This is a genomic window from Streptomyces sp. NPDC017448, assembly GCF_044330565.1.
Classification (GTDB): domain Bacteria; phylum Actinomycetota; class Actinomycetes; order Streptomycetales; family Streptomycetaceae; genus Streptomyces.
Genome location: NZ_JBIRLM010000007.1, coordinates 125,303 through 137,881 on the forward strand (window position 1 = coordinate 125,303; position 12,579 = coordinate 137,881).

Sequence of the window (12,579 nt, forward strand, 5' to 3'; positions counted from 1 at the left end):
CCGCAGCCACCCTCCTTCATCGTCGGTCAGTGGGCCGTGCGGTCCGGGCGCCGTCCGCGCTGCCTCGGAGTGTCGGGCAGGGCGGCAGCGCGGACGGCGCGGGTGCGGGTCGTCAGCCGTTACGAGGGGGAGCCGACGACCCGGCCGCCTCTTGCGAGGGAGTTCATTCAACCCACCCCGGACCCCGCGCGGCAGAGTGCACGGCGGGAGGCTTCGGGCATTCCGTTCACACCCCGTGTGAATCGTGCTCCACTAGGCTGATCGCGACACGCACCTGGGGGGACGATGGAGCCCAATGTCCTGCTCGAAGCCCTGATCGAGGAAGCCGGTGTCTCCCGCGCGGGCCTCGCCAACCATGTCAACCGGGCCGGCAGGGCCCGCGGGCTGAGCCTGCGGTACGAACACACGGCGGTCTCCCGCTGGCTCAAGGGCCAGCGCCCGCGCGGCCAGGTGTCCGACCTGATCTGCGAGGTGCTGGCCGGCCGGCTCGGACGGCCCGTGGGGCTCGACGACATCGGGATGGGTGCCTTCGCCGCCGGGACGGACGCCGGGGCCGAGGGGGCTTCCCTCTCCGGTTTCGTCGAGCGGGCCACCGCCCTGTGGCGTTCGGACGGACAGCAGCGCCCGGAGCTGGCCACGGTGCCCGCCGTCACGGGGACGCCGGCGGTGATGCCGGTCTGGGAGTGGGAGAACCCGCCGGAGGACGCCGACGTCTCGCGTCCGGGACCGGTCCGGGTGAGCGAGGCCGACATAGCGATGCTCAAGGCGGCCCGCGACCACTACGAGCAGATGTACCGCAAGGCGGGCGGCATCGCGACCAGAGCCCGGATCGTGCGCTTCCTCGACGCGGAGGCCGCGCCGCTGCTGCGCGGCGGCTACAGCGACGCCCTCGGCCGCAGCCTGCACCGCGCGACCGCCGGGCTGGTGGCGGTGGCGGGCATCTGCGCCTACGACTCCGACGCCCACGGCCTGGCCCAGCGCTACTTCCACCAGGCGCTGCGGCTCGCCAAGTCCAGCGGGGACCGGGGGCTCGGCGGTTATGTGATCGCCCTGCTGACCACCCAGTCGCTGTTCCTCGGCGACCACCGCCGTTCCATCGCCTTCGCCGAGGCCGCGCTGCGGGCCGCCGGCGACCACATCACCCCGGCCCTCGCCGCCGACCTGTACGCCATGCAGGCCAAGGCGTACGCCCGGCTCGGCGACGCGGCGGGCGCCCGCGCCTGCATCGGGCGGGCCGAGGCCCAGGCGGACCGCATCCACACCGGCCGGGAGCCGGACGAGACGGGATACGTCCAGCCGGGCCTGGTCGACGTCCAGGTGGCGGAGGCGCTGCTGGGCCTCGGGGACCTCCCCGCCGCCCGGGAGCACGCGGCCTCCGCCGTGCGCGCCCCGGCGCACGATCGGGGGCGCGTGCACCGGCTTGCGATGCTCAGCCATATCGAGCTGCTCCAGGGCGAGGCCGACCGCGCGGCCGTCACCGCTGCCGAGATGGCGGCCAAGGCACGGGGGATGGAGTCCCAGCGGCTGCGTGACCGGCTGCGGGGGGTCAGACGCGAACTCGCGGCGAGCGGTTGCGCCGAGGCCGTACGGACCACGGACCTCATCGACGAGGCGCTCCGCGTGCCTCTGTGAGCTCCGCCGACGCCCCGCCGCTCGTTCCTCCTGGTGGCCGAGCCTGCTGACATGGTGATCCCCACATGTCGAAAGGCGGCACAACCGTGCAATGGGCCAACTTGAGCGAACGGAATGTGTACCAGAACCCGTGGTTCCGGGTGAATCTGGCGGACGTCCGGCTTCCCGACGGCAGCCACCTCGACCACTTCGTCATCCGCCAGCGTCCCGTCGCGGCCGCCACCGTCGTCAACGAGGCGAACGAGGTGCTGCTGCTCTGGCGGCACCGCTTCATCACCGACAGCTGGGGGTGGGAGCTGGCCGCGGGCGTCGTCGAGGACGGCGAGGACGTCACGGCGGCCGCGGCCCGGGAGATGGAGGAGGAGACCGGCTGGCGCCCCGGCGAGCTGCGCCCCCTGCTCACCGTGGAACCGTCGAACGGCCTCACCGACGCCCGCCACCACCTCTACTGGTCCGACGAGGCGCAGTGGACCGGGCAGCCGCAGGACGCCTTCGAGTCGTCCCGCCGCGCGTGGATACCGCTCAAGGTGGTCCCGGACATGATCGCCCGGGGCGAGGTGCCCGCCGCGAACATGGCGGCCGCCCTGCTGATGCTGCACCACCTGAGACCGGACTGACCCCGGCCCCGCGGCACAACCCCTGTCCGCGCGAGGAGCCGGCCCCGCGACGGCCGGGGCCGGCTCCTGAACGGATCGGCAGGCGGGGGAGCCCGAGCCCGTCCTGCGGCCGGGGCGGCCCGCGTCGGCCGTGCGGGGGAGGGGCATGCAGCGGTTCGGCCGGGGGCCGCGGCTTCCCACGGGCCGGCGCCCGGCCGCGTAGTCGTCGTCCTCGCCCTGTGAAGGGCGATCAGCCCGCCTGAAAACGCTGCGCTCCGAGCGGTTCAATATCTACGGCCGCGGAGTGAGGGTTCAATGCACCGGCCCGGGAGTGTTTTTGTCGCAGCAAAGAGAGTGGAAGTATTCATCGTACGCGGGCCATTGCGGCGTGCTACTGTCGATCTCGGTTGCAGTTGTGGTTCCCAAAACTTGAAGCCTCTGCGTGGATGATTTTTCCGGTGGAAGCTTCCGTGTGTTTTCCGGTTTTTCTCCGGGCGGGGCATCATCGCGGCGACGCGGCATCCGTACATGACGGGCGCCGACGTACACGCCCCCAGAGGAGATGTGACATGGCGTCAGGCACGGTGAAGTGGTTCAACGCGGCCAAGGGTTTCGGGTTCATCGAGCAGGACGGTGACGGCGCCGACGTCTTCGCCCACTTCTCGAACATCGCCGCCCAGGGCTTCCGTGAGCTGTCCGAAGGCCAGAAGGTCACCTTCGACATAGCGCCGAGCCAGAAGGGCCCGACGGCCGAGAACATCGTTCCCGCCTGACGCTGACACGTACGTCGTGGCCGGGGCCCGCATCCTCCGGGGTGCGGGCCCCGGCTACGGGCATTCTCCCGAAGAGATGCCGCCTGCGGCAGAACCCCCGCACGCGGAGTCTTCCGGCTGCTCGCTCCTGTGGAGCCGCACCCCGCAGGCGTACTGGATTTCTCGTCCGCATCCCGTCCCCCTTTCATGGCCCGCGCCCCGCTTCGCGGTCGACCGTCGGCCTGATTCGATCTCTCATTCTGTTCGGCCCGTTCTTGTGATTCCCCGCGCTGTTCTTCCGCTGCGGGAATTCCTTGATACGCGCCGTATCAAGGAAGGTTCTGAATGAACCCCACACGTACGAACAACCGCTCCTCCCGCGCCCGCAGCCGTTCTGTCGGCTCCGGTACGGGCAGGGGCGGTTACTCCACCTCGCCTGCCCCGTCCCGCTCCGGCGCCCCGTCCCGCTCCGGCGGTTCCGGGCGTTCGGGCGGCCCGGGCCGCCGGCCCGCCGCGGTCCAGGGCGAGTTCGCCCTGCCGGTCACGGTCACCCCCGCCCTGCCCGCCGTCGAGGTGTTCGCCGACCTCGACATGCCGGCGCCGCTGCTGGCGGCGCTGACCGCCCAGGGCGTGAGCGTCCCGTTTCCGATCCAGGGCGCGACCCTGCCCAACACCCTCGCGGGCCGCGACGCCCTGGGCCGTGGACGTACCGGCTCCGGCAAGACCCTCGCCTTCGGTCTGGCCCTGCTGGCCCGTACCGCCGGACAGCGCGCCGAGCCCCGCCGGCCGCTGGCCCTGGTCCTGGTGCCGACGCGTGAGCTGGCCCAGCAGGTGACCGACGCCCTGACCCCGTACGCCCGCTCGGTGAAGCTGCGCCTGGCCACCGTCGTCGGCGGGATGTCGATCGGAAGGCAGGCCAGTGCGCTTCGGGGAGGCGCCGAGGTCGTCGTCGCGACGCCGGGCCGGCTCAAGGACCTCATCGACCGCGGTGACTGCCGGCTGGACCAGGTCGCGATCACGGTGCTGGACGAGGCCGACCAGATGGCCGACATGGGCTTCATGCCCCAGGTCACCGCTCTCCTGGACCAGGTCCGCCCCGAGGGGCAGCGGATGCTGTTCTCCGCCACCCTGGACCGCAACGTCGACCGCCTGGTCCGCCGCTACCTCACCGACCCGGTCGTCCACTCCGTCGACCCGTCGGCAGGGGCGGTCACGACGATGGAACACCACGTGCTGCACGTCCACGGCACCGACAAACACCGCACGACGACCGAGATCGCGGCGCGCGAGGGCCGGGTGATCATGTTCCTGGACACCAAGCGGGCCGTGGACAAGCTCACCGACCACCTCCTGGCCAGCGGTGTCCGGGCCGCCGCCCTGCACGGCGGGAAGGCCCAGGCGCAGCGCACCCGGACCCTGACCCAGTTCAAGAACGGGCACGTCACCGTCCTCGTGGCCACGAACGTCGCCGCCCGCGGCATCCACGTCGACCACCTCGACCTGGTCGTCAACGTCGACCCGCCGACCGACCACAAGGACTACCTCCACCGCGGCGGTCGTACCGCGCGGGCCGGGGAGTCCGGCAGCGTCGTCACCCTGGTCACCCCCAACCAGCGACGCGATATGACCCGCCTCATGACCGCCGCCGGCATCGTGCCCCAGACCACCCAGGTCCACTCCGGCGAGGAGGCACTCGGCCGGATCACCGGCGCCCGGACCCCTTCCGGCGTTCCTGTGACGATCACCGCGCCGGTGGTCGAACGGCGCCGGCGCAGCACCTCCTCACGCGGTCGGCGCAGCCCCGCCTCGGCGGCCCGGCGCGTGACCGCGCACCAGTCCTCCTTCGACGCGGCGGCCTGACCACTCCGTGATCCGGAAGCTGACCCATCTCTGCAGGAGGCACCTTTTGACGCTGGTTCAGATGCAGCCCCGCCCGACGGACGCCACTGCCGCGGACGGGACCGTGGCCGACGCCATGGGCGCCGCCGGACCGCAGGTCTGGGACGACATGACCGTCGAGGTGGTCCTGTCCGTCATGGCCAGTGCCCGTACCGAGCGCCTGCTCGTCTGCGACGACAGCGGGCTGTGCACCGGACTGGTCACCCAGGACCAGCTCACAGCAGCCCGCGAGGACCCCGCGTACACGGACCGGACGCGCCTGCGGGACGTTCTCGGCGACCGCGGGCCGTTCACCTCGCCGGTGGCCACCATGGCCGAAGCCGGGCGCATGATGCGCTACAGCCACGTCGATGCCCTGCCCGTGGTCGACGAACACGGCAGCGCCCTGGGCGTCCTCGCCCTCGCCCGCTGAGCCGTCCCGACCGCGGCGGAACCCCTCCCTCTCCGTCCCTCTCCCTGTGAGGCACCATGCGTTGTGTCATCGCCCGCTTCCCGTTCGACCTCACCAGAAGCGGTGTCCTGGAATCGATGAAGGGCATCAAGCCCGAGCAGCTTTCCGGCGAGTCCGTGACCATCGGCCGACGCACCTACCCCGCCAAACAGGTCGGCCAGGTCATCACCCGCCAGGACCGCCGCGACTTCAGTGCGGGAGAGGTCCTGCGGGCCATGTCCCAGCTCGGGTTCACCTGCCGTGAACTCCCCCGGCCCGCCGCGCCCGCACGGGCACGCACCCCGATGCAGCAGGCTTCCGCGCTGCTCGGCGCCCCTGCGGCGGTCTGACCGGCGGGCGGCCGCGAGCCGTCCGCAGCGCTGGGGCGAGGGCCCGACCGGGGTGTGCCGGTCGGGCCCTCGCCACGTTCTGCCGGGGTTTACCGGGGCGGGGCTTCCCGGCGGGGCGGCGGGGTGGTGGGGTGGTGGGTCAGTGGTCGGAGTAGCTGAAGTCGCCCATGGTCCAGGCGCTGACGTCCTGGATCGCGACGCGGTACATCCCGCCTGTCTCGGGGATGCCGACGGTGCCCTGCAGGATGCGGGCCACGTGGAAGTGGAGGTGGGTGGGCGGGCCTTCCCCGGTCGTCGTGGCGGTGAAGACGGTGGAGAAGTCGCTCAGGTGGGCGGAGTCGGCCAGGACCTCCGAGACCCGCTGCCTCCACACGGCTTCGGGGGCCAGGCGGCCGGTGATGACGGCGCCCCCAGCGACCACGGTCAGAGGCATCTGGTTGCTGTGCCCTGACTCCACCAGGGCGGCAACGTCGACAAGCAGTGCGTCAGGCTTCGACATGGAGCCGATTGTATTCGCCGGTCCTCGGCTGCCCGGAGGCAGCGCCCGTACGCCCCGGCGCGATGCCCGTACCGGGACGGGGCGGTGCCCGTACCGGGACGGGGCGGTGCCCGTGCCGGGCCGGGCCGGTGCCCGTGCCGGGACGGGGCGGTGCCCGTGCCGGGCCGGACGGTGCTGAGGTACCGGCGTTGCCGGCACGGCGATCTGGACGGCGACGGCCTCCCCGTGCGGTGGCAGGGGCGCGGCCTTCTCCGGACTTCCTGTCGCCCGCCCGACGGCTGCTCCCGTCTGCATGTCAGTGGGCCCTGACAGCATCACGGCCATGACCGACATCGATGACCTCGTGCAACGTGTGGCCATCCGGGCCCGAGCGGAGAGCACGGACCTTCCCGAGCCTGTCGACGATGCCCGGATCGCGGAGGCCGAGCGGCGCCTGGGCATCACGCTGCATCCCCTCCTCGCGCGGCTGTACCGCGAGGTCGCTGACGGCGGCTTCGGCCCTGACTACCGGCTGCTGCCCCTGCTGGGCTCGGGCTCCAGCGTCGTCGGCGAATACCTGACGCGACGTGAGGCGTCCGTGGGAGCAGAGCACCCGGAGTGGCCCGAAGGCGTCGTACCGATCCTGACCTGGGGCTGCGCCATGTACGCAGGCGTGGATTGTTTCAGTGAGGACGGTCAGGTCCTGCTCTTCGAGCCGAACCCGTACGGCGGCGGATCGTGGGAGCAGTGCTGGTTCCTCGACTCCGCCGGCCTCGCCGCATGGCTGGAGACGTGGCTCGCGGGGACGGGCTGGTTCGAGGAGGACGCCTTCGACAGGGACGACCTGGTCGAGCCTCAGCCGTGGGAGCAGGCCGCGGACCGGCTGTCGTCCGGTGCATAGCGAAACCGCAACCCTCTCGTACGGCACCCCTGCTCGCGGTGGCGGTATGACGGCGTGGCCGGGGTACCTGTCCGGGGCGGCGACCTCGAGAACAGTGACGTGCGGTGGTGGGCGGTTGCGCTGAAGCAGGCGCACGAGCGGTTCGCGCACCGCTTTCCGTGTTCGGAGCCCCGCGAGTCGGCGTCAAGGCCCAGGACTCCGGGCTCCCGCAGCCGCGCCGTCACTCCGCAGCGCTCCGGCGCGGCGTCGGGCGGGCAGGGGGGGACGAAGGTCCTTCGGGCCGCACGCGGGCCCGGCCTCGGGGAACGTGCCCGGGCGGGCCCGGCCGCCTGTGCGCCGGGCCCGCTACCGGGACGGTCAGTAGGGGTAGAAGCCCGAGCCCGTCTTGCGGCCGAGGCGCCCCGCGTCGACCATGCGCTGGAGCAGCGGGGGAGCGGCGTACAGCGGCTCCTTGTACTCCGCGTACATCGAGTCCGCGACCGAGGCCACGGTGTCCAGGCCGATCAGGTCGGCCAGCTTGAGCGGTCCCATCGGGTGGGCGCAGCCCATCTCCATGCCGTTGTCGATGTCCTCGCGGCTGGCGATGCCCGACTCGAACATCCGGATCGCGGAGAGCAGGTACGGGATCAGCAGCGCGTTCACGACGAACCCGGAACGGTCCTGGGCGCGGATCGGGTGCTTGCCGAGCACATCCTGCACGACGGCCTCGGCGCGCGCGATCGTCTCGTCCGAGGTGGTCAGCGCCGGGATCAGCTCGACGAGCTTCTGCACCGGGGCCGGGTTGAAGAAGTGGATGCCGATGACCTGGTCCGGGCGCGAGGTGGCGACGGCCAGCTTCACCAGCGGGATCGAGGAGGTGTTGGAGGCCAAGATCGCGTCCTGGCGGGTCACCACCTGGTCGAGCACCTGGAAGATCTCGGTCTTGACCTGCTCGTTCTCCACGACGGCCTCGATGACGAGATCGCGGTCGGCGAACTCCCCGAGGTCGGTGGTGAAGCTCAGCCGGTCCAGCGTCTCGTCCCGCTCCGCCGCTGTGATCTTGCCGCGCTCGGCAGCCTTCGAGAGGGAGTTGTGCAGACGGGTGCGGCCGATCTCCAGCGCTTCGCCGGTGGTCTCGGCGACCTTCACTTCGAGGCCGCTGCGCGCGCACACCTCCGCGATACCTGCGCCCATCTGGCCACAGCCCACCACTCCGACGCGTGCAATATCGGCCATAAGGTCCGTCACCTCGTGCCTTTCGCTGTTCTCCGTATCGCAGGGTGCCGTCTGATTCCGGTGCCCGCTTCGACCCCCCGACGTTACTCCGCATGCCGACCCGGTGGTCTGGCGGGTCGCGGCGGCTACGGATGGGAAGGATGCGGTTACGTAGAGCCAGTCCGGTCAGGTGTGGGATCACGGCGGAGAGAGGCGGACCAGTATGTGGCGAACGGGCTTGGCGAGGAGGGCGTTCGTGCTCAGCGCGGCCGGGCTGCTGGCGGCGATGACGACGAGCGGCGACGCGGTCGCCTCCCCGGCGGGGAGAAGGAGGGGCGGCGGCCTGCCGGAGGCGGCGCCGGGCCAGGTGCGCGGCATGTGGATCGCCACGGTCGCCAACATCGACTGGCCGTCCAAGCCGGGGCTCACGGCGGCCCGGCAGGAGTCCGAGCTGCTCGCGTACCTGGACCGGGCGGTCGAGCTGCGGCTCAACACGGTGGTGCTCCAGGTCCGGCCGACCGCCGACGCCCTCTGGCCCTCGCCCCACGAACCGTGGGCCGCCTGTCTCACCGGCACCCAGGGCCAGGACCCGGGCTGGGACCCGCTGGGCACGGCGGTGCGCGCCGCGCACGACCGGAGCCTTGAGCTGCACGCCTGGTTCAACCCCTACCGGGTGGCGAACCACACCGATCCGTCCCGGCTGATCGCCTCCCACCCCGCCAGGAAGCATCCCGACTGGGTCGTGCCGTACGGCGGGAAGCTCTACTACAACCCGGGGCTGCCGGAGGTCCGCCGCTTCGTCCAGGACGCGATGCTGGACGCCGTCCGCCGCTACGACATCGACGCGGTGCACTGGGACGACTACTTCTACCCCTACCCGGTGGCCGGGCAGTCCTTCGACGACGACGCGGAGTTCGAGCGGTACGGCGGCGGCTTCGCCGACCGGGCGGCCTGGCGGCGCGACAACATCGACCGGCTGGTACGCGAGACGGGCGAGCGCATCCGGGCGGTCAAGCCGCACGTCCGCTTCGGCGTCAGCCCCTTCGCGGTCTGGCGCAACGCGGCCACCGACCCGAAGGGGTCGGACACCCGGGCGGGCGTGCAGACCTACGACGACCTCTACGCCGACACCCGCAAGTGGGTCAGGAAGGAGTGGGTCGACTACATCTGCCCCCAGATCTACTGGCACATCGGGCAGAGCGCCGCCGACTACGCCAAGGTCCTCGACTGGTGGAGCCGTACCGTCCGGGGGACCGGCGTCGATCTGTACGTGGGCGAGGCGCTGTACAAGGCGGGCGACCCGGCCCAGGCGGAGGCGTGGCAGGACCCGGCGGAACTCTCCCGGCACCTCACCCTCGGCAAGGACCACGAGGAGGTGGGCGGCCACGTCTACTTCTCCGGCAGGAGCGTGCTGGCGGACCGGATCGGCGCGATGCGGCGGGTGGTGGCCGACCACTACACGGACCGCGTCCGGCGCTACCCGGACCGGGGAAGGGGCCACCCGCGGCGGGGCAGGCCGTAGAGGGGCCGGGGGCGGGCCCGGCGCCCCCGGCCGGCGCGTCCGGGGCCCGGCTCCGGACGCGCCGCCGCTCCTACTGGGGCTGCCGCCCGTCCTGCGCCGTTCCGCGGTGCTGGACGACGCTGTCGGGGCCGGGTGACATCAGGGATTCGTGGCCGTCGTCGAAGCGCAGCCGGTACGGGGGAGCGCCCCCCTCGCCGAGCACCTCGACGATCTCCGCGACCCGGTCGTGCTGCCCCACGGTCCTGCCGTGCGTCAGCAGCCGGTCGCCCTTGTGTGCCTCCATCGGGAGCCACCTCCTCACAGGGGGAGACGGAACCGTCGGGTGAAGACGGTGTCCCTGTCGACAAGTCTATGACCGTACGGGCCGGGGCTCCCGCGCCGTGCGGCGGCCGGCCCGCTGGGTGGCGGCGATGCAGACGAGGACGGCCACCGCCGCGACCGGCGCCGCGGCCGAGATCTCCTCACCGAGCAGGAGGAAGGACCACACCAGCGTCAGCAGCGGCTGGGCGAGCTGGAGCTGGCTGGCGCGGGCGACGCCGATCGCCGCCATGCCCCGGTACCAGACGTACAGCCCGAGGAAGGTCGAGCCGGCGGCGACCCAGACCAGGCCGGCGACACCGTGCGCGGTCGGGCGGACCGGTTCGAGCGGCAGCGCCACCAGGCTGCCCGCGACCGCGAGCGGCAGGCACAGGACCAGCGCCCAGCCGATCACCTGCCACCCGGGCATCACCCGCGCCAGCCGGCCGCCCTCCGTGTACCCGGCCGCGCACACCAGCAGCGCGCCGAAGAGGTACAGGTCGCCGGAGGCGAGGGCCCCGCCGCTCTCCCGCACGGTGAAGGCGATCACCACGGCCGCCCCGGCCAGGGCCGCGCCCCAGAACAGGCGCGAGGGCCGCTCGCCGGTCCGCAGGGTTCCCAGGACCGCCGTGGTCAGCGGCAGCAGACCCACGACCACGGCCGCGTGCGAGGTGGTGGAGGTCTGCAGGGCCAGGGTCGTCAGCAGCGGGAAGCCCACCACGACCCCGCCCCCGACGACCGCGAGCCCCGCCCAGTGGCGGCGGGCGGGCGGCGGAACCCGGGCGGCCAGCAGCACGGCGCCCGCCACCAGGGCGGCGAGCACACTGCGCAGCGCCACCAGCGACCAGGGGCCGAAGCTCTCCAGCCCCCACGCCGTGGCGGGGAAGGTGAGCGAGAACGCCACGACGCCGAGCCCGGCGAGCACGGTGCCGCTCCGGCCGGGCGCGGGCCCGTCGCCGGACGCCGCCGACGCGCCCCCGCGAGGGGCCGCCGGACCGGTGCGCGAGGGGGCGGGCTCGACGGGCGAAACGACGACCGCTATCGATGAAGGCGGGGTAGCGCTATCCTGTGCTCTCATGCAAGAGCGTAGCAGCGTTGCCGCACTGGCCACTTCCCTGCGGGCCGAGCTGAACCGCTACTCCCCGGGTGGAAAGCTCCCGTCCAGTCGGGCCCTCGTCGAACGGTTCCGGGTCAGCCCCGTCACCGTCTCCCGCGCCATCGCCCAGCTGGCCGCCGAAGGGCTCGTCACCACCCGCCCCGGCTCCGGCGCCTTCCGGGCGCACCCCCGCACCGCGCCGGCCGCCCCGGGCGACACGTCCTGGCAGGAGGTCTCGCTGAGCGGCGACGGAGGGCCCGAGGCGGTCCCGCGTACGGTCGACGCCTCCGGGGTGCTGGTCACGCTCGCCGCACCGCCGCCCGGCGTCATCGAGTTCAACGGCGGCTACCTCCACGCCTCGCTCCAGCCCGAACGGGCGCTCTCCGCGGCCCTGGCCCGCGCGGGCCGCAGACCGGGGGCCTGGGGCCGCCCACCGACCGACGGCCTGCCCGAGCTGCGGTCCTGGTTCGCCCGCGAGATCGGCCCCGCCGTCTCCGGTACCGACGTCCTGATCACCGCGGGCGGCCAGAGCGCCCTGGCCACCGCCCTGCGCGCGCTCGCCCCGCCCGGCGCCCCGGTGCTCGTGGAGTCGCCCACCTACCCCGGGATGCTCGCCGCCGCCCGTGCCACCGGGCTGCGCCCCGTCCCCGTCCCGATGGACGCCGACGGGGTCCGCCCGGACCTGCTCGCCGACGCGTTCCGGGCCACCGGCGCCCGGGTCCTCGTCACCCAGCCGCTCTTCCAGAACCCCACCGGGGCCGTCCTCGCGCCCGACCGGCGCCCCGAGGTGCTGGCCATCGCCCGGGCGGCCGGGGCGTTCGTCGTCGAGGACGACTTCGCCCGGCGGCTCGTCCACGACGACGCCGGGCCGCTCCCCGCACCGCTGGCCGCCGACGACCCCGACGGCGTCGTCGTCCACGTCTGCTCGCTGACCAAGGTGACCTCGCCCAGCCTGCGGGTCGGTGCGCTGGCCGCCCGGGGGCCGGTGCTGGAACGCCTGCGGGCCATCCAGGTCGTGGACAGCTTCTTCGTGCCCCGGCCCCTCCAGGAAGCCGCGCTGGAGCTGGTCGGCTCCCCGTCCTGGGGCCGCCACCTGGCCGCCGTCGCCACCGAACTGCGCCACCGCCGCACCACGATGGCGACCGCCCTGGCCGCCGGGCTTCCGGAGGTCGCGCTGCCGCACCTCCCGGCGGGCGGCGGCAGCCTCTGGCTCCGGCTCCCGGGCGGCGCGGGGGCGGACGCCGACGAGCCCGCCGTCGTCGCGGCCGCCCTGCGCGCCTCGGTCGCCATCGCCCCCGGCCGCCCCTACTTCTGCGCCGAGCCCCCGGCCGGACACGTCCGCCTGAGCTTCGCCGCGGTCTCCGGAGCGGGCGAGATCGCGGAGGGCGTCCGCCGTCTGCGTACGGCGTTCGACCGGCTGTCGGGCGGCTGA

13 protein-coding genes are annotated in these 12,579 nt (G+C 73.1%); 9 read left to right on the plus strand and 4 right to left on the minus strand.

The features are described from left to right. Nucleotides 1–285: 285 nt before the first annotated feature. The 6 genes from ACH4K1_RS14385 to ACH4K1_RS14410 all read left to right on the plus strand — a co-directional run bounded on the left by ACH4K1_RS14385 (nucleotide 286) and on the right by ACH4K1_RS14410 (nucleotide 5,659). Nucleotides 286–1,632 (plus strand): transcriptional regulator, encoded by a 1,347-nt coding sequence (locus ACH4K1_RS14385; protein ID WP_398089442.1) that lies wholly within the window; start codon nucleotides 286–288, stop codon nucleotides 1,630–1,632. 86 nt (nucleotides 1,633–1,718) lie between these two features. Beyond that, nucleotides 1,719–2,249, plus strand: coding sequence for an NUDIX domain-containing protein (locus ACH4K1_RS14390; protein ID WP_398089444.1), 531 nt, complete (start codon nucleotides 1,719–1,721; stop codon nucleotides 2,247–2,249). A 548-nt stretch (nucleotides 2,250–2,797) separates the two neighbouring features. Beyond that, on the plus strand, nucleotides 2,798–3,001 hold the full coding sequence (locus ACH4K1_RS14395) for a cold-shock protein (protein WP_228992435.1): 204 nt from the start codon (nucleotides 2,798–2,800) through the stop codon (nucleotides 2,999–3,001). 324 nt (nucleotides 3,002–3,325) lie between these two features. Then, complete coding sequence (locus ACH4K1_RS14400) at nucleotides 3,326–4,840, plus strand: DEAD/DEAH box helicase (protein WP_398089446.1); 1,515 nt, start codon at nucleotides 3,326–3,328, stop codon at nucleotides 4,838–4,840. Nucleotides 4,841–4,886: 46 nt separating this feature from the next. Further along, nucleotides 4,887–5,291 carry a CBS domain-containing protein gene (locus ACH4K1_RS14405; RefSeq protein ID WP_398089448.1) on the plus strand — a complete coding sequence of 135 codons (405 nt, stop codon included), beginning with the start codon at nucleotides 4,887–4,889 and terminating at the stop codon, nucleotides 5,289–5,291. 56 nt (nucleotides 5,292–5,347) lie between these two features. Further along, complete coding sequence (locus ACH4K1_RS14410) at nucleotides 5,348–5,659, plus strand: SCO5918 family protein (protein ID WP_398089450.1); 312 nt, start codon at nucleotides 5,348–5,350, stop codon at nucleotides 5,657–5,659. 139 nt (nucleotides 5,660–5,798) lie between these two features. Here the strand turns inward: ACH4K1_RS14410 and ACH4K1_RS14415 are convergent, their stop codons facing one another. After that, nucleotides 5,799–6,158 (minus strand): hypothetical protein, encoded by a 360-nt coding sequence (locus tag ACH4K1_RS14415; RefSeq protein WP_398089451.1) that lies wholly within the window; start codon nucleotides 6,156–6,158, stop codon nucleotides 5,799–5,801. Between the two features lie 322 nt (nucleotides 6,159–6,480). Between ACH4K1_RS14415 and ACH4K1_RS14420 the strand changes: the two genes are divergently transcribed. Then, complete coding sequence (locus ACH4K1_RS14420) at nucleotides 6,481–7,038, plus strand: SMI1/KNR4 family protein (protein WP_398089453.1); 558 nt, start codon at nucleotides 6,481–6,483, stop codon at nucleotides 7,036–7,038. A 357-nt stretch (nucleotides 7,039–7,395) separates the two neighbouring features. Here the strand turns inward: ACH4K1_RS14420 and ACH4K1_RS14425 are convergent, their stop codons facing one another. Beyond that, complete coding sequence (locus ACH4K1_RS14425) at nucleotides 7,396–8,253, minus strand: 3-hydroxybutyryl-CoA dehydrogenase (RefSeq protein ID WP_398089455.1); 858 nt, start codon at nucleotides 8,251–8,253, stop codon at nucleotides 7,396–7,398. A gap of 235 nt (nucleotides 8,254–8,488) precedes the next feature. On the opposite strand from ACH4K1_RS14425, the gene ACH4K1_RS14430 reads away from it, so the two are divergent. Continuing rightward, a complete protein-coding gene (locus ACH4K1_RS14430; protein ID WP_398089457.1) occupies nucleotides 8,489–9,754 on the plus strand; it encodes a glycoside hydrolase family 10 protein in 1,266 nt (421 codons plus the stop codon). Nucleotides 9,755–9,824: 70 nt separating this feature from the next. On the opposite strand, the gene ACH4K1_RS14435 is transcribed toward ACH4K1_RS14430, so the two are convergent. Together ACH4K1_RS14435 and ACH4K1_RS14440 are read right to left on the minus strand one after the other, a co-directional pair. Next, a complete protein-coding gene (locus ACH4K1_RS14435; protein ID WP_398089459.1) occupies nucleotides 9,825–10,037 on the minus strand; it encodes a DUF1918 domain-containing protein in 213 nt (70 codons plus the stop codon). Between the two features lie 66 nt (nucleotides 10,038–10,103). Further along, the gene (locus ACH4K1_RS14440) at nucleotides 10,104–11,129 is read right to left on the minus strand and encodes a DMT family transporter (protein ID WP_398089461.1); all 1,026 of its coding nucleotides are present in this window, start codon (nucleotides 11,127–11,129) and stop codon (nucleotides 10,104–10,106) included. Between ACH4K1_RS14440 and ACH4K1_RS14445 the strand changes: the two genes are divergently transcribed. After that, the gene (locus ACH4K1_RS14445; protein ID WP_398089463.1) at nucleotides 11,128–12,579 is read left to right on the plus strand and encodes a PLP-dependent aminotransferase family protein; all 1,452 of its coding nucleotides are present in this window, start codon (nucleotides 11,128–11,130) and stop codon (nucleotides 12,577–12,579) included. The genes ACH4K1_RS14440 and ACH4K1_RS14445 overlap by 2 nt on opposite strands.